Origin of the sequence: Candidatus Seribacter sulfatis (assembly GCF_964187635.1) — a bacterium.
Lineage (GTDB): Bacteria > Verrucomicrobiota > Verrucomicrobiia > Opitutales > Seribacteraceae > Seribacter > Seribacter sulfatis.
The window spans coordinates 1-23,066 of sequence record NZ_CAXLMO010000013.1 but is presented as its reverse complement, the minus strand read 5'-3'; the positions used below and the strand labels follow the sequence as shown (position 1 = coordinate 23,066).

Here is a 23,066-nt window from a genome sequence, read left to right as displayed (position 1 = left end):
ATTTAAAATTTGTTATTTCCAATCTAAGCCAATATCCATCCAACGACTTCTATGTATTGGTGCTCCAGTTGAAACGAAATGAGGTTGTGCACGAGCGTATTTTTTTAATGACTGTAATGAAATTCCTCCACTGGCTTCAATCACCACCCTGTTTTTATTTAATAAAACTGCTCTTTTAACATCATCGGGACTAAAATTGTCCAATAAAATTGCATCCACTCCTGCATTTATTGAGATTTCTAGATACTCGATTGAATCTATTTCAACTTGTACAATATCGTTGGTTGATTTTTTCTTAATTTGAATCAAAAAATTATGTAATTGATTACCGGTTACAATATTTGATGCTGCTAGGTGATTATCCTTAATTAATATACGGTCAAATAGACCCATCCTGTGATTGTAACTTCCGCCACATGCAGATGCAAATTTTTCGAGTGATCTGATTCCTGGAGTAGTTTTCCTTGTGTCTAAAAGGTGAACATCATCTTCTGACAGTATGGCAGCATACAAATTACTGGATGTGGCAATACCTGAAAGGCGTTGTATAAAGTTTAATACCGTTCTTTCTATTTTTAAAATATCGGACTGTTTCCCTGATAATTTTGCAATAGTTGTACCGTTGGGGGTCAGTACTCCCTCATCTACCAAATTTTCAACCTCTAGTGAATTTACCTCAAAAACCTGAAATATAATTGGTATCAGACTTAAACCACATATGATCATTTCTTCTCTTGTCACTAGTTCTGCTACACCATTTCCACTTATTTGGCATCGATCGCTGGTTAAATCCCCTGTGTTTGAAAGATCTTCTTGTACGCACAGTTCCAAATGGGCCAAAAGATGTGACTTATCAATATCTTCCCATGATACTCTTTTTTTAAATTTACTTAATGCAGGGGGGGGGGAATTCACTTAACCTAATTAATTTTAATTAATTCCTTAGTAGGAGGTATGTCTGAAATAATTTGACCTGGATTTGGTCCAACACCCAGAAATCGAACTTTCGGTAATTCTATATGCTCAAATCCTTGAGGGTATGCAGATTCGATTATACTCGATATCATTCGCCTCACATAATTCTTTGCTTCCTCTGGAAATTCGTTGAAAGAGCGAATCTTGCTTAAATCTTCTGACCAACTGGGCAGGGACTCGTAAACCGGAGTTAATTGTTTACGCATGCCTTCTTGCCTAGGAACATCTTTTGTTACTTCACCGTTAGCTTTTTTGTACGCAACGCATATCTTAATTTCTGCCAATATTTCTTTGTCTATTGATAATGCATCCAACTTATTAATGACAAGTTCATCAAACCCACAATATCGAAGTGCATTTCCTTTTTCTACTGCGTCGAACCAGCCGACCATTCTTTGCCTTCCCGTTGAGGTGCCAAATTCCATTTTAGCTAACTTTTGACCTAAGGGATGTACTTCATGATCAATCTTGGACAGAAAATGATGGGTCCCCACCTTGGTGTCGTATGCTTTGCAACATCCAATCGTGGAAACTGCTTGAACAGGAAACCCTCCCGATGCAAACAATTCTGAAGTCGTGGTATGAGAGGCGGTTACATTCGGAGTAAATCCGTGTCTTTTGTCTAACCAATAGGCCTGACCAAACTCTGCGACAATTGATTTTGAAGCAGTTTTATTTTGCAAAAATTTATTCCTTACATCCCCAATACAACTCACCAGTCTTTGACCCGCGTTCCAATAAGTTTCTTCGATTAGGTCAAAGTTTAATGTAAAGGGATCTTTTCCCATAAAACGCTGGAAATCAAATTCATCTTGATTGAAAATGCCTTCTTCAATGGCTTGTTTGTTGGCACGACTTTCTGCAGTGGACAGAATTGAAAAGAATCCCAACCAATCCTCTTCGCTCACCTTGCAAACTGATCGTATCGTATCCATTGCCCTTTGAATTCTACCTTTGAGCGCTAATCTAAAATGAGTCCTTTCTTCTAAGAATTGTTGATAAAAAATTTGCCATTGACCGGTTTCATCACAGTAAGCAGGACTAATTCCACGACCCGTCGAACCGCGGCTTTCCATACCTAGTTGCTTTACCCTATAATTTTCCCAAGCCAAATCGAGCAATCGATGAGTCAAGTCACTCATCTGAACTTTTTCGTCAATAAGTAACCTCTTAAAAACAGAAATTCCACGGGATTCAAGGGGGTCTGCTTCCCATAAGAATTTACGTGGGTCGGCAACCACTCCACTTCCAATCATCAAGTTTTCTACATCTGGATTTCCCACCCCTGAAGGAAGAAGATTTAATTTTAAGCCGGCTGCGGTATGCCCTGCATTTGCTCCTCCATTAACCTTAATCACGCTGGTTGGGTGATTTCGGTCCTGAATTTTAATTTGGTCTAAAATTTCGTGTACAACTCTACCTTTTCCTTCATCCCCCATACTAATTCCAATAACAGAAAAGAGGTTGGGGCATGATTTATTTAAAAAATTCATAAAAAATTTAAAATAGGTTTAGGATCGTGTGAAATCGCTTCTTTTCACTTCGATCACATCGTGAGTCCCAGATTCACGTTGTCCTGCAGGGCTTACTTGGATGTATCTCGCTCTTTCTTTCAGTTCATCCAAACATTCTGCCCCAAGATAACCGAGTCCCGCCCGAATTCCGCCGGTCAAGTTTTCAACGGTTTCCTTAACGGAACCTGCTACTTCTTTAAGTGCTTCAACACCCTCGGGTGTACTTTTTGACGCGAGATCATCTTTTGTATGACCGTATCTGGAGGCAGAACCTTCTTTCATTGCTTCAAGACTGCCCATTCCCCGATATTGCTTATAATATTTGCCTTCAATTTCGATTATTCTTCCCGGTGCTTCCCGGCAACCTGCTAGCAGGCCGCCGCAAATTACTGCATTTGAAAGGGTTAATGCTTTTACGATATCGCCTGATTTTGAAATTCCTCCATCTGCAATAATTGAAACACCTTTCTTTTTTGCACCTTGTAGTGCGGTATATAGAGCAGTCATTTGGGGGATTCCTACTCCTGCTACGACTCGAGTAGTACAAATGGAACCTGGACCTTGTCCTACCTTAATTGCATTTGCTCCTGCATCCGCAAGGAATTCTACTCCTTCACCGGAGGTTACATTACCTGCAATAATAGTAAGGTCAGGGAATGCATTTCGGATAAAGCGAGTTGCTTCTCCAACGCTTTTGGTGTGTCCATGTGCTGTTGACACAGCAACCGTATCGAGTCCCTGATCGACCATTTCGGAAATATGTTCTTCCAGAGATTTTTTGTCTAGTTGACCATCAACTTTGCGTGGTATGGATACAGCGGCACCGCACAGTAGGCGAAATTTTGAATCCCTTGCTGGTTTTAAATGATCTCTGTTTTCTTCCATTATTCTCTCGATATCACTCAATGTGTATAGCCCCCTTAAGCGATCATCTTTATCCACAACTAAAAGTTTATGAATACCCATATGTTTGCTGAAAAATTTGTCAGCCGTTGTTATCGGGTCTTTTCCCACTTCATTTTCCCGAATCGTGTAGACTTCATTACGGGCAAGCATTCCATCTGTAACTTTACTGTTCTTGTAGCGCTTTTTTACAACCCTGCCTGGTAAAAGACCAAGTAATTTTTCCTGATCGTCCACTATTGGAAATGTTCGAAACTGAAAGTTTTTTTCTTCAATAAGTTCCAATACATCTCCCACTAACTTATCTGCAGTGATAGTAATTGGGTCTTGAATTAATCCATGCACATGATACTTCACTCGAGCCACTTCTTTTACTTGATTGCGAGTGGACATATTATAATGAATTAGCCCAATTCCGCCACACAATGCCATCGCAATTGCCATATCAGATTCCGTAACTGTATCCATATCGGATGACAGAATTGGAATGCTCAATTTAATTGAGTCCGAGATGTTAGTTTCAATTCGTACATCTCGTGGGATAACTTCAGAATAGTGTGTTGCCAAAGACAAGTCATCAAAGGTGAGACCGCTAGGAATACTTTTGGTGAAAAAATCGTCAGCCTTTAAATAAAAATCTTCGTCCATAATTCGTTTATCCGACATTGCATATATAGATTGTTTATGATCGAAAGAGTCTATCGTCTCAAGAATAATTAATGAAACCTAATCGACAGTACCAAATTTACAGGCATAAATTTACAAGTCCTTTGCTCACTGCACATGGTAATTGGGGAGCCCGGGAAAGTATTGTCTTAAGAGAAGAATCCAATGAAGGGCGGATTTCTTTTGGGGAACTCTGTCCAACGCCTGGTTTTATTACCAGTTCAATTAAAGAACTACTTCCTCTCGTGGAAGCTTGGAAAGGGGGGGCAGATTTTCAAATTAATCCTCTAATGCAAAGTGCAATATCATGTATGGCGAGCGAAATTTGGGATACATCTTTTAAGGTCGAGCCAAAATCTTCCGTTTACTCGGCTGAGCTTATTACATTTTCTAAAGGTGTAGGGAATATTTCTACTACTTATAAAAAAAAGATTGGAATCGAGGTAATCGAAATTGAAATTAAGGAGGTGAAGCAAATCTTAAATTCAATTCCAAAAGAATCAATGATTCGATTAGATGCAAATGAATCATTGAGTATTGATGAACTTTTGAAATGGAATGAAGCATTTGCTCACGAAACTAGAATTCAATTTATTGAACAACCATTCCCCCGAGAAAAAATAGAAGAATTACTGGCGATCGAAAAAGAATTGAGTGTACCGCTCGCTCTAGACGAATCCTTGGTTTGGAAAAACGACTTTTCTTTTTTTGAAAAAAGGGGATGGCAGGGATTTTATGTTATCAAACCTTGCCTCTTTCCCCATTGGGGGAAAATGATTGCCTTTATCCGCTCCCAACCAATTAGATCAGTTATTTCCACTGTATTTGAGAGTCCATTTGGATATGAGGCAGTTGTTAGATGTGCCTTCTTATCGAATCAGGTCGCCGGTTTAGATAGATCTTTGTTCAAATTGAACGCAAAGGAGATTCCTCAGCACCATCAACGCCCGCTATTTTCAGAGAATTTACCGATTTCGGTACTTGATAAATTATGGGGGGAATTATGACAGGGAAGATCAATTTTGAAAATTACCGTAATTCTTGGGTTCATGAAAAGAATAGTTGTGGGAATAAACAACAACTACATGCAGAAGAAATTTTTACACTATTACAAAAGGGGCAATCTGTTTGGTTGGGCCCGAATTTGAGTATCTATCAATCGGAAGTTTTAGATGCTAAAAATGGTCCTCCTTCTCTTTTTTTTCGTTCAGGTGGTACATCTGGGAATGCAAAATGGATAAGGCACAGCGAAAAATCGGTTAGTTTTGCTGTATCTGGACTACTTGAAAGCCTAGGAGTAGAAGAAATTTCTTCTTGGTGTTGTTTACCGCTTAATCACGTGGGTGGAATGATGCAGATATTTCGGGCGATAGCTTCTGGGGGAAAGGTTTACTTTTCAAGTTACCGAAAGCTTTTTGATGAGATTCCCGGCGAACTTATGCAAAGTCAGTGGATTTCGCTAGTTCCCACCCAATTAAACCGATTAATCACGAGTTCAATTGCCTGCAAAAATTTACGGCAATTTAAAGGTATTTTTATCGGTGGAGCTGCGCTTTCAGAAAAGTTGGCTCAGAGGGCAAGAAATGAAGGCATTCCTCTCTTTCCCTGCTATGGTATGTCTGAAACTGCAGGCATGATCACACTTTTAAATTCACATTCATTCGAAAAGGGAATAGGGGGCGTGGGAAAAGTTCTGCCTCATGCTTTCATGTCAGTGAACACTGTTACTAATCGTATCTCTGTAAAAGCGAAGAGTATTAGCTTGAACGCGCATCAAGAAGGGCAGGGAGGCGAGGAATGGTTAGATACCCCTGACTATGGATATCATGACCCCGAAGGGAATTGGTTCATTGAAGGACGGCTAGATCGTATGATTGTAACGGGGGGTGAGAAAGTGAATCCACATTTTATCGAAAAAGTGATCCAAGAGTTTAATTCTGTTGATGAATGTTTAGTCTGTGGAGTTGAGGACCAAGACTGGGGACAACGAATAGTTGCCTACTTAACTCCAACTAATATTGAACTCAATGAACTCAAGGAATTCGTTCAGAAGCGCTTAGAGTCACACTCTATCCCGAAGGATTGGCAATTAGTGAACCAGCTACCTTTAACTGAGATGGGAAAACCAAAAAATTAAATTTTATCTACAATCTTGTCAGCTAAACCATACTCAATTGCTTCCTCTGCATTGAGATAAAAATCTCGATCGGTATCCTGTTGTATTTTATCAAGAGGTTGACCGGAAGTTTTAGCTAAGATTCCATTGAGTTCTTCTCGAAGTTTTTCCATTTCCTGCGCCTGTATATTAATGTCTACCGCTGCTGCGACCATTCTACCAGTGATGAGCGGTTGATGAATGAGGACTCGGGAATGGGGATATAAAAAACGCCTGCCCTTGGTGGCTCCACAAAGCAGAATTGATCCCATACTTGCTGCCATTCCTGTTACTATGACTGCAATGGGAGAACTGATTAATTGCATCGTGTCAAAAATTGCCATCCCTGCAGTAATAGAACCACCGGGTGAATTGATGTAGAAAGTAATTTCTTTTCCCGGTGCACTTGATTCAAGGAAAAGCAGCCTTTCAGTCAAGTCTCGTGCAGATTTATCACTGACTTCACCCCATAAGAAAATTTTTCTCTGTTCGAGAAATTTGCTTTGAATTGCCTCTGTGACTGAATCACGTTTCTTATCTTTTTCGTCGGTCATTTTTAAAAATTATTGTGTAAATTAAATAGACTAGTCGAGCATCTGTATTCTTCTGAGATGTCTTCCTCCTTCAAAATTGCTTTCAAGCCAAGTTCCAACAATAGTGAGTGCTAGTTCTTTTGATATTTGTCTTTGTCCAATGGAGATAACATTTGCGTCATTATGCTGTTTTGCTAAACGGGCTGTATCTTCAGACCAGCAAAGTGCACAGCGAACCCCTTTGACTTTGTTAGCTGCTATTGCTTCCCCGTTTCCACTACCACCCAGGACAATTCCGAAATCACACAAGCCCTCGGCAACGGCTTCGGCAGCAGGACGAATGAAATCAGGGTAATCAACAGACTCATCTGAAAATGTGCCAAAATCTTTAGTTTCATAGCCATCGCTTTGTAAGAATTCTTTGATTGCCTCCTTGTATTCAAAGCCGGCATGATCACAACCAAGTGCAATCTTGTATTTCTTCTCACTAGTAGTCATAAGATGGTCATTACCCTAGGATAGATAAATGATATTGTAAAACAAAAGGCTTCTAAATTAAGCCCAATTCCATTTTTCCTTCCTCAGACATCATATCCTGAGACCATGGGGGATCCCAGACAATCTCGACCTCGGCATCATCAATTCCCGGAAGTTCAAGCACCTTCCCCTTTACATCTTCCGCAATTACTGGTCCCATTCCACAACCAGGCGCAGTTAGAGTAAGATCTACAAATGCAATTCTTCCCCGTTCTTTCACTTCTTCAATTTCAACCTTATAGATTAACCCCAAATCTACCACATTGACTGGAATTTCAGGATCGAATACGGATTTTAAATTATTTCGAATCGATTCTTCGCTTGCTGGTTCAGTTCCTTCCGGGTGATTTTTCTCTGCAAAGTCATTCCCTTTCTCTCCTAACGCATCTGCATCTTTAGCTGCGATTCTATACATTCCATTCAATGTCATTACCGTGAAGTTGCCGCCTAACCGATGGGTAATAGTAACTTTATCGCCCTTGGACAGAAGGAATTCTTCACCATGAGGAATCAAGGTAGCGTTTACATCTCTTAATAAATCGATTTCTTGTTGTTGTTGGCTCATTAAAAAAAGTATGAGGATTAGGTATTGAAAAATTGGGAGACTTCGTCCCGCAGTGACTCAACCAGATCCACATTGGAAACCTGGCCAATGATATCTTCGAAAAATCCGAGGACAATCAATTTTTCAGCGATTGATTTGGAGATACCCCTGCTTTGTAGATAAAATAATTCTTGCTCGTCAATTTTACTGGTTGTTGCTCCGTGACTACATTTTACTTCGTTTGCAAGTATTTCAAGACCCGGTAATGAATCGGCTTCTGCTTTCTTGCTCAGCAACAAATTACGGTTTGTTTGAAAAGAATCTGTATGCTGGGCAGCGGGGTCTACTTTAATGAGACCGGAAAAAATCGCCTTTGAATTGTCTAATAATGCATTTTTAAAAAGTAAATTACTTTTCCCATGGGGTGCAATATGATGTTGGATAGTGCGTTGATCAAACAATTGATTGTTACGACCAAGGCTAAGCGAGTAATTATTAAACTCACCCGCATCACCTATAATATCTCCCCTCGATTCTACTCGAGTTTGTGCACTTCCAAGTTGTAGGGAAACATTAGTAAACTGGGCATTTCTTCCTAACTCAACTTTTTCGAGATGGTTAAATGTGGAGTGACTGTTTAAGCGTTGCACTACAACACGATTAAGTTTCGCTCCTTCTCCTAATTGAATGTGGCTTAAATTGGATAAAACCCCAGTTGAAGATTGGTCCTCTGAGTCAAAATACTCGATGAGAGTTACTTCAGCAAAAGGTTCGACAATGACAATGTTCTGCTGGAAAAGAGAATGGTTCTGTTTGGGAGCAAAATGTTTACAAATAAAAGGCTCCTCTTCTTTGTAGTTTTTCTTTGCCTTAAATATAAATCCCGATTCTGAGAAAGAGGAACCGAGCAAAAAGGTAGCATCTGATCCTAGTTTTGGACCGGTTAACGACGGCAGTATTGAGAGAAGGTTGGGATGGTCTAAAATCGCTTGATCAAATGATTCAAAGATCACTTGTTCAGAGCTTTTGCCTTCCAGTGTAGTCGATTTGGGCGAATCAGTTAATTGATCGCAATTAGAATATCCAAAACGGGCCCTTGGGGAAAACCTCCATTTTTCGTCCTTTATCTTAGTCTGTGGAAGTGCAGCAAATCGATTCCATGAATCTTTTCTGAAATCTGCCATCCATCCAGGTTCCCATGACCGTTTGTCGGAGAACGCTTGGAAAAAATCAGGAGATCCAAAGGGTGTTTTCATATTTAGTTTAGAAGGTAATGATGGGTTCATATAATTAGCTTCTTACCCGACTGAGCCTTCCATTTCTAAGTCAATAAGTCTTTTCAATTCAACACTGTACTCCATCGGGAATTCTCTAATTAAATCATTTACAAAGCCATTGACGTAGAGACTCATTGCCTCCGCCTGATTAAGTCCACGTTGTTGCATGTAAAAGATTTGCTCGGCGCTCACTTTTGATACGCTTGCTTCGTGTTGAACAGAGTTTTCATTTCCTTGTATCGCGATGGCGGGATAAGTATCCGTCTGGCTATCACTGTTAATGAGAAGCGCGTCACACTCTGTGTTATTCTTACAATGTTCAAGGTGCCCTGGGATTTGAACTAATCCGCGATAGGAGGAACGGCCTTGGCCAATTGAAACTGATTTGGCAATGACATTACTAGTTGTTTCGCTCGCTGCATGAACCATTTTGGCACCAGTATCTTGATGCTGACCATCATTTGCTAACGCAATCGAAAGAACTTCACCTCTGGCTTTTCTCCCTTTTAAGATTACACCAGGGTATTTCATCGTAAGGCGAGAACCTATGTTGCAATCAATCCAACGCACCTCCGCCTCTTCCTCTGCCATCGCTCTTTTAGTAACGAGATTAAAGACATTGTTCGACCAGTTTTGAACCGTAATATATTGAATTTTAGCACCTTTAAGGGCAACCAATTCAACCACTGCACTATGCAAAGTTGAAGTTTCAAACTTGGGGGCGGTACAACCTTCCATGTAGGTTATTTCAGATCCTTCATCTGCAATAATAAGAGTTCTTTCAAATTGCCCAAAATTTTCGGCATTAATTCGGAAATATGCCTGGAGGGGTTGGGCAAGTTTTACACCGGGGGGAACATAGATGAAACTTCCGCCACTAAAGACAGCACTGTTTAAAGCTGAAAATTTGTTATCGGAGGTTGGTATTACTTTACCAAACCATTTTTTGAAAATCTCTGGATAGTCCCGAAGTCCCTCTGTTGAACCCACAAATATAACACCCTCTTTTTCCAAGTCTTCCTTCATTCTGGAATAGGCCGCCTCGCTGTCAAATTGTGCTTCAACACCGGCAAGGAATTTACGCTCCTGTTCGGGTATACCTAGGCGTTCAAAAGTCTTTTTAATGTCATCGGGGACTTCATCCCATGTCCTGCTAGGCTGTTGGCCTTGTGCGAGGTAATATCGGATAACATCAAAATCAATGTTTTCCAAATCTCTTGACGCCCAATGAGTGGGCATGGGCTTTTTTTCGAAAATAGAATGTGCTTTGAGTCGAAAGTCCAGAATCCAATCTTGTTCATTCTTCACCCCCGAAATATACTTTACTACGTCTTCAGAAAGTCCAACACCTGCATCAAAAGCATATTTTGAAGTAGGGTAGTGGAAATTACCTTTTTCTCGGTCAATTTCAATGTTTGATGGTTTGATCATTTAATTTTTGGTAAGTTTATTAAGCGGCAGCAACTTCTTCTTTGATCCAATCATATCCCTTATCTTCAAGTTCAAGAGCCAGTGTTTTATCACCACTTCGAACTATCCGACCTTCCCACATAACATGCACTTTATCGGGCACGATATAATCAAGAAGCCTCTGGTAATGAGTAATAACCAAAATCCCACGGTCTGGGTTTTTCATTTGATTAATTCCTTCGGATACCACTCTGAGTGCGTCAATATCCAACCCACTATCTGTTTCATCAAGAATGCAATACTTAGGATTAAGCATAGACATTTGCAGAATTTCACACCTTTTCTTTTCACCCCCTGAAAAGCCTTCATTCATCGATCGTGATGTAAAAGATCGATCCATTCCGAGTCCGTCCATTTTTAAATAGAGTTCTTTGTAGAATTCAACCGCTTTTATATTTTCACCCTCCGGCAATCTGGACTTAATTGCAGCTCGGATAAAATTTGCGATACTGACTCCAGGGACCTCAACTGGGTATTGGAAGGCAAGAAAGAGGCCTAGCCTCGCAATTTCATCTGGGTTAAGACCCAGTAATTCGGTTCCATCCATAGATGCGTTACCCCCTGTTACCTGATAGTCAGGGTGGCCCGCCAGAACTTTGGAAAGAGTACTTTTCCCACTTCCATTCGGTCCCATAATGGCATGAACTTCTCCTTTTGGGAGAGTGAAGTTTAGATTGTTAAGAATTTGCTCTTTCCCTACAGAAGCGGAAAGATTATCGATTTGAAGAGTACTCATATAACAAGGTTTACTGGAAGTGTTTAATTTAGTTGGATAAATGTTTTACTGTCCCGGAGAAGGAGAGTTCGAAGTTTTGTGATTGAAAGCCTTTGGGTAGAATTGAATGTAAACTTTCCATAGTTTCCTCATCCATATTAAGATCAAAAATTTTCCCACTCTCACTACATTTAAAATGGGCATGAGGGGTAAGGTTTGGGCAGAATCGAGTGGATGAACGATCTAAGTTTACTTGCCGGACGAGCCCGCAGTCGACAAGTGTTTCAAGACAATTATAAACGGTTGCGAGAGAAATTGTGGGAAGGTTTTTTCGAACTCGGATTAGAATATCATCCGCAGTGGGATGATCTTTTTTAGATAAAATAACCTCGTAAACAGAGGCTCGTTGCTTGGTGGAGCGCAAACCTTTTTTTTGAAGAGCGGTATGTAGTTCTCTTCTATCTTGAGTCTTTAATGTGTATGACATAACCCCCAATAGTATAGGGGTAAGGGGCGGAATCGCAAGTATTAAATGGAATTATTCTAATTATAAATTAGGTCTTTTTTCACTTTCCTGTGAAATTTTACTACTTCCGTTTATCAGTAGTCAGTAAATGTAAAAAGTCCCCACAAGAAAGTAGTTTTATTTCCACTAAAATCTCTTCGGTACCAAAGTTCTTCTGATTGCAAACGGATTGTGCCGGGTTCAATGGGGGCAAACGAATTGGGGGAGTGGGTCAATGCACCCGCAACGTTGATGTCAGACGATATATATTTTTTAAATCCTGGAAAGATTTTGCAACCAGAAGTAAAAAAACAAGATGTGAATAAAAGTACGAATGCGAGGACTTTTAAAAATGGTAAATTTTTTCTGGGCATAAACGGATTCAAATAATCTAGTGTAATCAAGTCAACTTACAATTAATAAAGAATGAATTTCTAATTCTTGGTTGTCGATTAATTGAAGAAAATGTAATGTAAAACTTCAAAATGGCGAAAGAAAATACTTTAATCGAGGAAATTGTATCTCTGTGCAAGCGCAGGGGGTTCGTATTCCAATCATCTGAAATTTATGGGGGAATCAATGGATTCTTTGATTATGGTCCCTTGGGCGTTGAATTGCGCAGCAATATAAAGGATGCATGGTGGGAGGATATGGTTCGACGAAGAGAGGATATGGTGGGACTAGATTCGAGTATTATTATGAACCCTCGTATTTGGAAAGCTTCGGGGCATATCGATGGATTTTCTGATCCAATGGTGGATTGTAAGGAATCCAAAATGCGATACAGAGCCGATCAACTTTTCGCAGCTGATATTCGGGTGGAGGGAGATTCACTGGGTTGGATCTGCCTTATCGAGTCAGTCGACATGCAGGATGAAGCTGATAAGAGAGGGGAATTAATAAAAAGAAAAGCAGCGAAGCAGGGAACACTTGAACCAGTAGAATTACGTCCCTACGATGAACTCTCGGCAGTGGAACAAAAATTAGTACCTTCTCCGGCGACTGGTAATATCGGTAGTCTCACGGAGCCCCGCGATTTTAATATGATGTTTCAGACCAATGTGGGAGCTCTGCGGGATGCTTCCTCAGAGGCCTATTTGAGGCCTGAAACGGCACAGGGTATATTTGCTAATTTCAAGAATATTGTTGATACCGGGCGGGTAAAAGTTCCTTTTGGCATCGCCCAGATTGGAAAAGCATTTCGAAATGAAATTACTCCACGTAATTTTATTTTCAGATCTCGGGAATTTGAGCAAATGGAGATCGAGTATTTTATTCCCCCGGACGAGGACGCTTGGCCTCAGTACCACAGGGAATGGATCGATACGAGAATGTCCTGGTTTAGCAGTATTGGATTGACTGCAGATTTTCTTGGAGAGGAAGTTCATCCAAAGCATAAACTTGCCCATTACGCCAAGGCATGCACCGACATCACTTTTAAGTTTCCCTTTGGCGAGCATGAGCTGGAGGGCATTGCGGCGAGAGGAAACTTTGACCTGACTCAACATCAGGAGCATTCTGGCAAAAACTTGGAGTTTTTCGATGAGGCTCGAAAAGAAAAGTATTTACCCCATGTGATTGAACCAAGTTTAGGGGTCGATCGTACCTTCCTTGCGGTTATCTGTTCCGCCTATCAGATTGATGAAGTGGAGGGAGAGAAGAGAACTGTCTTACGGTTCCACCCTCGTGTTGCTCCAATTAAGGCAGGGATTTTTCCATTGGTTAAGAATAAACCAGTACTCGTGGAACGGGCTCGCAAACTTTATCATCGATTACAGAGGAAGTGGAATGTGATTTTCGATCAAAGCGGTGCTATTGGACGAAGATACCGAAGAATAGATGAAGTAGGGGTTCCCTTTGGCTTAACGGTTGATTTCGAAACGATTGAAGGAGATGGGTCGATCACTCTTCGAGATCGGGATACCACCGAACAGATACGGTTATCTGAAGAGGAGGCGATCTCGTATTTGGAAGAAAAGATTAATCCTTAGTCACTAATTCGCCAATCCTCTAAGACCATTTGAGGTGTTTTCCGCCCATTCCAGGAATTCCATCTCAACCGAAATGCAAGGTCTATGTCCGTGGTACTGGGAGGTATCCTATCACCCATATTCCAAGCAATACCAGAAATAGTACGGTTACCGTTATGTACGGAGAATTGAAAATGCTCTCCGGTACCCACTTTTTTGGGCTCGTACGCTAAACGGATTTTTTGAAGCGATAAAATCGGCTCTGGGTTCTCTTGACCAAAAGGTGCTAAATTACTCAAATCTGAAAGCAGATTTTCCTGTAGTTCATCCTGTTGAATAACCGCGGCAATCTGAAGAGTGGGTTCAGGAAATGAACCCCCGGTGTCACTTTCAATTACTTCAACAAACTTTTTTTTGAAATCTTCTAGTTTCTCAATTGATAAACTTAATCCAACTGCGGCCGGATGTCCGCCCCAATGGTCAAGAAGTTCCTTACATTGATCTAATGCTTGTACCAGGTTGACTCCTTTTACACCCCGTCCCGATCCCTTACATTCGTCCCCTGTTTGAGCCAGTACGATACAGGGCTTCCCCAATGAGTTTGCTAGCTTGCCCGCTACAATTCCAACTACCCCGGGGTTCCAGTTGGGACCTTGGCCACATACGACCACCGCTGGTCGATCAGAAAAGAATTCATTTGCCTGAACAAGTGCGTCCTCAGAAAGTTTTGATTCAATCCGCTTTCGCTCTTCATTGTACTCATTCATTTGGAGGGCAAGAGATTTACAATTTTGTTTATCCGTTTCGAGTAGAAGTGAGGTTGCAACTTCCGCATCATCTAATCGACCGCATGCATTGATTCGGGGAGCTATCTTAAAAGCTACATCTTCACTGTTTGGGTTGGGTTCGGAGTGTAGGTTTGCCATCTCCAGAATTGCATTAAGCCCGTTGCACGGATTGCGCCCTAATTCTCGGAGTCCAAAGCTTGCAAGAATTCTATTTTCTCCACGAAGGGGCACAAGATCTGCAATCGTTCCTAACCCGGCTAGTGCGAGCGAGTCTCTTGGGTTTATTTCGTATGCTCTTTTGACCCCTTGTTCGCGTAATTTTTTTAGAATCCCATGAACGAGTTTAAAGGCAAGCCCTGCAGTACACAAAAATCTCCATGGTTCTCCTTTATCCTCGTGGAGGTGAGGATTAACCTGAATCGCTTGAATTGGAGATTCATCTTTGGATTGATGGTGGTCCACCACTATTAAATCAATCCCTTTCGATCGTAAACCTTCCGCTTCTTGTTTGGAATTGGTACCACAGTCAAGAGCGATAACTAAATTAATATCGGCAAGTTTTAATCCACGTTCAAGGATATCCTGAGTTAATCCGTAGCCTTCAGTTTTCCTTTTTGGAGTAACATGGTAGGGGGTTAAGCCAAGCTCGGTGAGGTTTCTTTTCACAATTACAGTGGATGTAATTCCGTCCACATCGTAGTCTCCAACGATCAGAACGTGTTCCTTATTATTGATCGCATGAATGATTCGATCCACTGCCTCGCTCATCCCCGCAATTTCGAACGGGTTTATTAGATGAGCCAGTCTTGGCTTAAGAAAAGCGGTGGCTAGTTCAGGGGTGGTAATTCCCCGAGCTAGCAGAAACTTAGATAAAGTGGGGGAGACTGATAAATTTTGACTGAGTGCGCTAACACTCTTTTCGTCATACTTATCCTCAATCCACTGCATTCAATAATTTCTAACCTGTAATTAGGGGTAAAACTTATTTATCGGATGATGTCTGCCAATCATATTTGGGCAAAATTTCACCCTCTTCTACATGCTTACGGTCCCCTTTGTGCCAAAGGAAGAAAATCGGGCTCGCAATAAAGATAGATGAAAATGTTCCAGTCAAAATTCCGATTACGAAAACAAATGCAAAGTCATTAATTACACCCGCACCAAAGATCCAAAGCGAAAGAGCGGCTAAAAGTGTTGTTACACTAGTGAGTATTGATCTGGAAAGAACCCGATTGATGGCAATCATGATCACTTTCTTTAAGTTCGTTACAGGGTTCATTTCAAGTTCTTCCCGAATACGGTCAAAGACAACAATAGTGTCGTTGATTGAGTACCCTACAATCATCAGAATAGAGGCAAGCATTGGCGCGGTAAACTGTCCGGAGCACAAGACCCCACCGGATACCGTACCAATCAAAACAAATAAACCAATTGTCATCAAAACATCATGAATTGTGGCGATAACTGCCCCGATCGCGTAGCCCATTTCAAATCGAATGGCCACATACAAGAGAATTCCAAGTAAGGCGACGACCACAGATAAAATTGCATCGTCTTTAATTTGATTACTCACTGAGGCTCCGATATTGCTTAGTCCTTCTTCCATTAGTCCCGCACTTGGATTTGCTTGTGCAAGGGCGTCTAGAACATTTCTCGCCTTTCCAATCTCGGTCTGTAGCACTAAACGAGTGGACTCCTCTCCTGATCCAATTTCAGAACGGTAGACATGTTGCACTTCTCCCAGTTGTTCTCCCTTCTCCAACGATTGGTCGATCACTTCAGGATCAATCTGTTGATCAAAGGAGGCAATTAATTCTTCACCCCCCCTAAAATCGATCCCTAAAATTTTATCTTGATTCGTATAAACTGAAAATATGCCAACTGCCACAATTGCCCAGGACATAATAAAGGCAGGAACCCGATATTTATGGAAATCAATTTCTGCCCGAGGTGCCCGCTTTTCAACCTTTTGGAGGCTGATCAAATTTTGGACACCTAATTGAAGCAACACATTCATAAGAAGCCTGCTGATGAACAATGCACAAAAAACCGAGGTTACTATTCCGATTGCAAGAGTAATACCGAAACCTTTGACCGGACCGGTACCAAGCCAAATCAAAATAGATGCGGTAATCAAAGTGGTTAAATTTGCATCAATGATCGTAGAAAATGCCTTTGCATATCCTCCTTCGAGTGCATTTTCAGAATTTTTACCAGACCTTAATTCTTCCCGTATTCGTTCGAAAATTAAAATATTTGCATCCACTGCCATTCCAATAGTGAGGACTAGAGCGGCCATGCCTGGTAATGTGAAGGTGGCTTGAAATAATCCCGCCAAAACAGCAATCACTAATAAAATATTCGTTCCTACTGAAAGTACCGCAACTATTCCCCCTGCCTTATACCAGGTTATCATAAAAGCTATAATTAGAACCGCACCCAGTAAACAAGCATTCAAACTGCTCGAAAGCGCACCCGCTGCAAGGGTAGGGGAGACTTCATACTTCTCTCCAATGGTGAGTGATACCTTAAGAGGGTTGTTGAGAATGTCAGAAAGCATTTTTGCTTCGCGAAAACTAAAGTTACCGTTGATTACCGCACTGCCACCATCAATTCTTTGTTTAACGGTGGGAGCACTTTCTAATTGTCCGTCCAATACGATCGCAAGTCGACCAAGTGCTCCACTGGTTGGATCATTCGCATTTGCAATTTCTCCTGTAAGATCGCCAAAAATCTTGCCGCCGTCGGAGGTAAAGTCCAAGCCCACTTCCCAGCCGCCCATTTGGTCCTGCTTGGCATAAGCTTCCTCAATAATATCTCCATCCGCAGACCATAAACGTTTCACCCAGATTGGTCTTTCGTTGGCCACCGCATCGCTCCTTAGCATGGCAACATAGGGAATACCTTCATCGTCTGTCCACTCTTCACCTTCCTGAAGAGGAATGGGAGCATCTGAATTAACATTCACTACGCGAAATTCGAGTTTGGCGGGTTTTTGAAGTTCTTCAATAATTCCAGGATCCTGCTTTGTGGTACGATCGGGAATTTGGATTTCAATTGCATTATCCCCTTTTTTACGAACTAAGGTTTCTGCCACGCCGAATGCATTCAATCGTTCGCTCATAATTTCGATTACTTTATCCATCGGGGTTGCACCAGACGGGGAGGCGGATGAATCGCTCTCATTGGCATCGGTAATCTCCATGGTGAATGCAATCCCACCTCGTAGATCCAAACCTCGTTTGATTGCAGCTTGTGAATTCTTAAGGAGGGTACGAAGAACTAGATCGTTTCTCTTATCGCGGTCCTTTACATGGTTGGAACGAATTCCAGGTTTTACCCAAACTGGAAAAATCCTTGAACCCACTGTTCCAAGAACGCCTTCCGGGGGACTAAAAAAAGCGGCGTAGTCCAGACGATTCCGTTTTCCGTATGATCGTAAGGCGCCGTAATCAATTGGTTGGTCCTCGGGGAGTTGATTACGTAAGTTATCGATAACCTCAGCAAAGTTTTCATGTCCAGTGTGATTCGATGAATTTGCTTCCGAACTTACCTGACTGAGTGCGTAACCTCCTAGTTCCTGATCTTCAAATGGTTGGATAAGGGTAAAACTAATTACAATAATGAGGGCGGTGAAAATTAGCTTCCAGGTGGTGGACTTGTTCATGATTGGATTCGGTTGAAGAAAGGGGGCCGATAAAGTCGGAGAAAAGAATTAATCGATTTTCGCAGAAACAGCCTCTTTGGATATTTCAACTTTTACATTTTCTGCGATACGAAGAACAAAACAATCGTCTTTAACCCCAGTAATAGTGCCAAACATACCACCGACTGTTTTTACCCGAGCTCCTTTTTCCAGGGACTTAATCATCTTGTCGTGTTGTTTTTGCTTTTTTCTTTGCGGTGCAATGAGCAAAAAGTAGAAGGCCACAAAAATGAGAATCATTGGAAGGAAGCTCATTAAGCCAGATTCGCCGGATTGACCGCTTGGAGGTGCCATGGCGAGTATCTCGCCAAGTAAAGGTAATTCTGTGTAAGACATAAATATAAACAAAAGGTCAATAAAAACGAGAATTAGTCGGTTTGGCAAGCCCGGATGCTTAAATTAAGGGGAGTCGTTATTCGTGTCTTCTTGGATTGCTGAAATAATTTTGGGAGAAAGTCCAGAAACATGAATGTCTCTTTGCGGAAAAGGAATATCAATTCCTTCTTTCTGAAAACGGTCCCAAACTGCCAGAAGCACTTCGCTTCTTACATTCCCGACACCGTTCGAAGGATCATCAATCCAAAATCGAAGTTCTAAATCAATTGAATTATCTCCAAAACCAATCACTAAGCACTTGGGTTCAGGACTTTGCAGGGTCCTGCTAGTGGAGTGAGCAGCCTCCAAACAAAGCGCAATCGCTTTTCGTGGGTCCGCATTATAAGAAATACCGATTGGTACTCGTACTCGTACATTACGATCACTAAAAGACCAATTGATTACCCGATTGGTAATTAAATCTTCATTGGGAATTAGGTGTTCTTTCCCATCCCGTGTGATTACAGATGCGTATCGGGCCCGCAATGAATTAATCCAACCATAAGTCCCTTCGATTTCTATTACATCACCAGGTTTAATGGAACGATCTAAGAGCAGAATTAAACCACTGACCAAATTAGAAACTACTTTCTGCAATCCAAAACCAATTCCCACACCAATGGCACCACCGAGGATGGCAAAGGATGATAGATCGAGTCCAATAGTGGAAAGTGCAATCGCGAAACTTACAAAAACAAGAATGACCCGTAGGATTTTTGCCAGTAGAACCTGTAAGGAGGGAGGTAAGTGCGGCAGTTTTTTGATTTTCTTCTCACCTGAACTACCAAGCAGAGAACTAATCCAGAGTAATAGAAGTAAAATTAAACCACCATTGAGGATATCGAGTATTGAGATTCGCCGGTCACCCACATTAAAAGCAAGTAAGTTGAGCAAATCGATTGTTGTTTCTAGTAGTCCAAAGCTATGCAGTGCCGCCAAAGTAAATGCCAGTACTGCAATTAACCGTAGCCAAGCCCGGCTTTTTATAAAACCCGATATCATTCGGTAAGTTGCCCATGCCCCTGCAGCACTGGTAAAGGGACGAATTAACTCCTGGGAAGAAATTGAAAACCTCTCGACCAAAGCAACTGCCAATAGACAGGAAACCAATAAATAAAGGGGAGCGACCATTCTGGTAACATTGCTCCAGAGTAATGTCTTAAACTCATTATTACCTTCCGCATTTGAGAGTGACTCGCAAAGAGGCTTAGTAATCCTGGTTAGGATAAAGACGAGAGCAATTAGCCCGGCAAGAACTGCAAATTGTAAACGAATAGATGGATCCAACCAAAACTCTCTCCAGTTTTCCCAATCCAAGTTTGCCAGTACGGTGTTCATCTTATTCTAATCTAAACAATGAATTAAAGAGATATAATGCAACAAGCAATAATTCTATCCGAGTCCACTTAGGTGGCGATTAAGGTTAACCCTACCTGTACGCAGCCAATCAAAAATCCTAGCACCGCCCCGACCATTTCGATAAAACGGAATTCTTTTCGCATGATTGAAAATAGAATTTCTTCCAGCTTATCAGAGGAGAATGCTTCCACTTTTTCACGAACTAATTCTTTTACATCTAAACTTTCCTCTAATTTATTGCCAATATCTTGTGCCGATTCACCAAGGAAATCTTGCAGTTCGGCCTTGAATAAATTGGTTACTTTTTCAACCATATCATCGGTCAGAAACATAGCGAGCATCGGAAAACTTTTTACGAGTTTCTCTCTAATCGTCTTTTCGATCCTCTTTCCTACAAGGTCCATGGATTCTTCGCTTGTGGCCAGTTCCTTTAATTTAAGAGTTACCTCTTGGATCGAAAAAAGTTCTTCTGCTACTAATGTTCCCAATTTTTCTGCCAATTGTTTTTGTCTCTTGGGAAATACGCCCTGAATAGAAATTCCCAAAAAATGGAATGGGATGCGGGGATGAAATAACATTTTAACTGCTAGATAATTGGTAAACCATCCGATGAGAGATGCAATTACGGGAAGTAATAAAAGAATTGGAGGCATTGATATGTTTTTCTTGGCTGGTTACTATTTAAATGAAATGGGGAGAGATGCGCTACTAAGATAAATTGATAGTTGCGGATCGTTCGGATTTACTATGGTTAATAACTATGGGCAAGTTTCTTTTCATAACCATTACTATCCTCTATGCACTCTTTTTTTCTGGATGCACACGAGTGGTGACTCTACCTGTCCGAACAGTCGTAGATTGGACAGAAGAAAAAGAAATCTCCTCGGAATCCGTTCACGATTTGTCCATCGGATCTTCTGAATAAGTTTTTTTTCCGGGAGCACTGGACACAAAAAAACCGCCGAAGCGGTTTAGCGGGAAGATAAATGTAAAATTATGTGTTATTGAGTGGCTTCAACCAAATGAAGAGAGGCAGAATTGATGCAGTATCTCTGACCAGTTGGTTGAGGACCATCAGGGAAGCGGTGCCCTAGGTGCGAACCACAATTTCCACAAAGAGCTTCTTCCCGAACCATGCCATGACTGCGATCTTCCAATATTGTAACAGAATCAGGAGAGACAGCTTCATAGAAACTGGGCCAACCCGAACCCGAGTCAAATTTTGTACCGGATAAGAAAAGCGGCGAATTGCAGACCACGCAGTCGTAAGTTCCTACTTTCTTACAGTCCCAATATTTTCCAGAAAATGCTCGTTCGGTACCCCCCCCGCAGCAAATATTATTTTGTTCTGGGTCTAAATGATCGGTACTGAAATTTTTATTAACCCTACTGTTTTCTTCGTGCATAGAAAACAATACTATCTGCGTTTCCTCGAACCAAAAGAAACTTGCTTTCCAAAACTCCGATTCCTCTTCTTTGAAACCACTGCCCCAGTCGGAACTAAACTCTCCGGTGCTTCCCGATACGCAAAATCATCGACAAACTTTCTCGGCAATGGATTTCCAAGCAATTTTTCGACTGATTCAACTAACGGTAATTCTTCCGGTTTACAAAGTGTGAAAGCCTCACCCTCAGTACGGGCACGTCCAGTTCGTCCAATCCTGTGAATGTAGTCCTCCGCATGTTGGGGGACATCGTAGTTAATGACATGAGTAACATTTGAAATATCCAAACCTCGGGATGCCACATCGGTCGCGGAAAGAATTTTAACTTTTCCGTCCTTGAAATCCTGTAACGCCGACATCCGGTCTCTCTGCTTTAAGTCAGAATGTAATACCCGAACATCCTGTCCATGCTCAGTAAGCCAATGGCTTATTTTATCCGTTCCTCTGCGCGTCTGAAAAAAGATGATTAAACTATCAAATTTAATGTTATTCAAAAGGGATACCAATAAATCAAACTTCTGAATTGCCGGCACTGGGTAAAGGGCATGAGAAACCGTCTCTGCCGCCGATATTTTGATATCGATCTTAGCTTCGGCAGGGTTATCTAATGCCCACTTTGATAAACGGACAACCGCATCTGGAATCGTTGCAGAAAAAAGCAGAGTTTGCCTGGATCGAGGTGTCTTATTTATGATTTTAGTTACATCCTCAACGAATCCCATGTCGAGCATACGATCCACCTCATCGAGGATCAGAATTTCAATTTTACCCAATGAAAGATTACCCTGCTGGATGTGGTCGAGCAACCGTCCCGGAGTGGCGACAATAATATCAGGATTATTTCCCAATTCCTCCAATTGTTTTCCGTATTTTACCCCACCATAAAGGAGAGCCATTTTTAAACCCAGATATTTTCCATATTTTCGAAAGTTTTCCTCGATTTGAATGGCGAGTTCCCGGGTAGGGGCTAAGGCGAGAGCACGACACCCGCCTGGCTTCGCTAATCGATGAAGTGCGGGAAGTGCGAATGCGGCTGTTTTTCCAGTACCAGTTTGTGCTGAGCCGACCATATCCCTCCCTTTTAAAATTGCTGGGATCGCTTTTATTTGAATAGGAGTTGCATCCTCATATCCTAGATCTTCAATTGCCTGAAGGATTTCTGGACATAAGCCCAATTCTTTAAAATTCATCGTAACATAGTGGGAGAAGGGAATTCTTCTCCTTGCGTAAAAGTATAGCTAAAGCCTAAATTCATCAAATGAGCGAGGACAAACAACAAAAAACCTACAGGGGAAGAATTGCACCCACTCCTTCCGGTTATTTGCATGAAGGACACGCCAGTACATTCAAGGTCGCATGGAGTAGGGCGAGGGAAAGAAATGGAGATATCGTTTATCGGAATGACGATTTGGACAAACTACGCTGCCAGTCAGAATTTTCACAAGCAGCAATGCAGGATTTGAAGAGCTTAAAAATCAATTGGGATGAAGGACCAGATTGCGGAGGTGAATACGGTCCCTACAATCAACGCGAAAGGGCAGATAAATATACTGCTGTTCTTTTACAACTGGCAAAGGAAGGTTTCGTTTACCCATGTGAAAAATCCCGAAAGGAAATTCAGTCATTTGG

The 23,066-nt window shown here is 41.5% G+C and carries 22 protein-coding genes; 5 read left to right on the top strand and 17 right to left on the bottom strand.

The genetic code is table 11. From position 1 onward, the window contains the following. Positions 1 to 12 precede the first annotated feature (12 nt). Genes nadC through guaB form a run of 3 tightly spaced genes read right to left on the bottom strand, consistent with a single transcriptional unit; the run spans position 13 to position 4,058 of the window. On the bottom strand, positions 13 to 915 hold the full coding sequence (gene nadC / locus ACKPQ5_RS01665; RefSeq protein ID WP_407677356.1) for a carboxylating nicotinate-nucleotide diphosphorylase: 903 nt from the start codon (positions 913 to 915) through the stop codon (positions 13 to 15). 5 nt (positions 916 to 920) lie between these two features. Next, complete coding sequence (locus tag ACKPQ5_RS01660; RefSeq protein WP_407677355.1) at positions 921 to 2,468, bottom strand: adenylosuccinate synthetase; 1,548 nt, start codon at positions 2,466 to 2,468, stop codon at positions 921 to 923. Positions 2,469 to 2,486: 18 nt separating this feature from the next. After that, positions 2,487 to 4,058 carry an IMP dehydrogenase gene (guaB, locus tag ACKPQ5_RS01655; RefSeq protein ID WP_407677354.1) on the bottom strand — a complete coding sequence of 524 codons (1,572 nt, stop codon included), beginning with the start codon at positions 4,056 to 4,058 and terminating at the stop codon, positions 2,487 to 2,489. A 53-nt stretch (positions 4,059 to 4,111) separates the two neighbouring features. Here guaB and menC point away from each other — a divergent pair, with 53 nt between their 5' ends. Together menC and ACKPQ5_RS01645 are read left to right on the top strand one after the other, a co-directional pair. Further along, on the top strand, positions 4,112 to 5,065 hold the full coding sequence (menC, locus tag ACKPQ5_RS01650; RefSeq protein ID WP_407677353.1) for an o-succinylbenzoate synthase: 954 nt from the start codon (positions 4,112 to 4,114) through the stop codon (positions 5,063 to 5,065). Further along, positions 5,062 to 6,195: an AMP-binding protein gene (locus ACKPQ5_RS01645; RefSeq protein ID WP_407677352.1), complete on the top strand. Its 1,134-nt coding sequence runs from the start codon at positions 5,062 to 5,064 to the stop codon at positions 6,193 to 6,195. The genes menC and ACKPQ5_RS01645 overlap by 4 nt, the downstream gene beginning before the upstream one ends. Here the strand turns inward: ACKPQ5_RS01645 and ACKPQ5_RS01640 are convergent. From ACKPQ5_RS01640 to ACKPQ5_RS01610, 7 genes are read right to left on the bottom strand one after another with little or no spacing between them, the layout of a single operon-like run. Beyond that, entirely contained in the window at positions 6,192 to 6,767 is a 576-nt protein-coding gene (locus tag ACKPQ5_RS01640; protein WP_407677351.1) for a ClpP family protease, read from the bottom strand. The genes ACKPQ5_RS01645 and ACKPQ5_RS01640 overlap by 4 nt on opposite strands. Positions 6,768 to 6,797: 30 nt before the next feature. Next, positions 6,798 to 7,244 (bottom strand): ribose-5-phosphate isomerase, encoded by a 447-nt coding sequence (locus ACKPQ5_RS01635; RefSeq protein ID WP_407677350.1) that lies wholly within the window; start codon positions 7,242 to 7,244, stop codon positions 6,798 to 6,800. 52 nt (positions 7,245 to 7,296) lie between these two features. Beyond that, positions 7,297 to 7,848: a putative Fe-S cluster assembly protein SufT gene (sufT, locus tag ACKPQ5_RS01630; RefSeq protein ID WP_407677349.1), complete on the bottom strand. Its 552-nt coding sequence runs from the start codon at positions 7,846 to 7,848 to the stop codon at positions 7,297 to 7,299. 17 nt (positions 7,849 to 7,865) lie between these two features. After that, positions 7,866 to 9,083: a Fe-S cluster assembly protein SufD gene (gene sufD, locus ACKPQ5_RS01625; protein ID WP_407677348.1), complete on the bottom strand. Its 1,218-nt coding sequence runs from the start codon at positions 9,081 to 9,083 to the stop codon at positions 7,866 to 7,868. Positions 9,084 to 9,125: 42 nt separating this feature from the next. Beyond that, entirely contained in the window at positions 9,126 to 10,535 is a 1,410-nt protein-coding gene (sufB, locus tag ACKPQ5_RS01620) for a Fe-S cluster assembly protein SufB (protein WP_407677347.1), read from the bottom strand. Positions 10,536 to 10,554: 19 nt separating this feature from the next. Continuing rightward, complete coding sequence (gene sufC / locus ACKPQ5_RS01615; RefSeq protein ID WP_407677346.1) at positions 10,555 to 11,310, bottom strand: Fe-S cluster assembly ATPase SufC; 756 nt, start codon at positions 11,308 to 11,310, stop codon at positions 10,555 to 10,557. 28 nt (positions 11,311 to 11,338) lie between these two features. Further along, entirely contained in the window at positions 11,339 to 11,776 is a 438-nt protein-coding gene (locus tag ACKPQ5_RS01610; RefSeq protein WP_407677345.1) for a Fur family transcriptional regulator, read from the bottom strand. A gap of 503 nt (positions 11,777 to 12,279) precedes the next feature. Here ACKPQ5_RS01610 and ACKPQ5_RS01605 point away from each other — a divergent pair. Next, positions 12,280 to 13,785, top strand: a complete 1,506-nt coding sequence (locus tag ACKPQ5_RS01605; RefSeq protein WP_407677344.1) for a glycine--tRNA ligase — start codon at positions 12,280 to 12,282, stop codon at positions 13,783 to 13,785. Here the strand turns inward: ACKPQ5_RS01605 and recJ are convergent. The 5 genes from recJ to ACKPQ5_RS01580 all read right to left on the bottom strand — a co-directional run bounded on the left by recJ (position 13,782) and on the right by ACKPQ5_RS01580 (position 20,645). Next, a complete protein-coding gene (gene recJ / locus ACKPQ5_RS01600; RefSeq protein WP_407677343.1) occupies positions 13,782 to 15,500 on the bottom strand; it encodes a single-stranded-DNA-specific exonuclease RecJ in 1,719 nt (572 codons plus the stop codon). The two genes, ACKPQ5_RS01605 and recJ, sit on opposite strands and share 4 nt — an antisense overlap. A gap of 34 nt (positions 15,501 to 15,534) precedes the next feature. After that, complete coding sequence (gene secD / locus ACKPQ5_RS01595; protein ID WP_407677342.1) at positions 15,535 to 18,219, bottom strand: protein translocase subunit SecD; 2,685 nt, start codon at positions 18,217 to 18,219, stop codon at positions 15,535 to 15,537. Between the two features lie 48 nt (positions 18,220 to 18,267). After that, positions 18,268 to 18,594, bottom strand: a complete 327-nt coding sequence (gene yajC / locus ACKPQ5_RS01590) for a preprotein translocase subunit YajC (protein ID WP_407677341.1) — start codon at positions 18,592 to 18,594, stop codon at positions 18,268 to 18,270. A 63-nt stretch (positions 18,595 to 18,657) separates the two neighbouring features. Further along, positions 18,658 to 19,971, bottom strand: a complete 1,314-nt coding sequence (locus ACKPQ5_RS01585) for a mechanosensitive ion channel family protein (protein WP_407677340.1) — start codon at positions 19,969 to 19,971, stop codon at positions 18,658 to 18,660. A gap of 68 nt (positions 19,972 to 20,039) precedes the next feature. After that, complete coding sequence (locus ACKPQ5_RS01580; protein WP_407677339.1) at positions 20,040 to 20,645, bottom strand: DUF445 domain-containing protein; 606 nt, start codon at positions 20,643 to 20,645, stop codon at positions 20,040 to 20,042. Positions 20,646 to 20,752: 107 nt separating this feature from the next. Here ACKPQ5_RS01580 and ACKPQ5_RS01575 point away from each other — a divergent pair, with 107 nt between their 5' ends. Next, positions 20,753 to 20,917, top strand: a complete 165-nt coding sequence (locus tag ACKPQ5_RS01575; protein ID WP_407677338.1) for a hypothetical protein — start codon at positions 20,753 to 20,755, stop codon at positions 20,915 to 20,917. A 76-nt stretch (positions 20,918 to 20,993) separates the two neighbouring features. Here ACKPQ5_RS01575 and msrB read toward each other — a convergent pair whose 3' ends face one another. Continuing rightward, positions 20,994 to 21,398: a peptide-methionine (R)-S-oxide reductase MsrB gene (msrB, locus tag ACKPQ5_RS01570; RefSeq protein WP_407677337.1), complete on the bottom strand. Its 405-nt coding sequence runs from the start codon at positions 21,396 to 21,398 to the stop codon at positions 20,994 to 20,996. Positions 21,399 to 21,409: 11 nt separating this feature from the next. Then, a complete protein-coding gene (locus ACKPQ5_RS01565) occupies positions 21,410 to 22,627 on the bottom strand; it encodes a DEAD/DEAH box helicase (RefSeq protein WP_407677336.1) in 1,218 nt (405 codons plus the stop codon). A gap of 68 nt (positions 22,628 to 22,695) precedes the next feature. On the opposite strand from ACKPQ5_RS01565, the gene ACKPQ5_RS01560 reads away from it, so the two are divergent. Next, positions 22,696 to 23,066 (top strand): glutamate--tRNA ligase family protein (locus ACKPQ5_RS01560; RefSeq protein ID WP_407677335.1); only part of this gene is annotated, 371 nt, incomplete at its 3' end.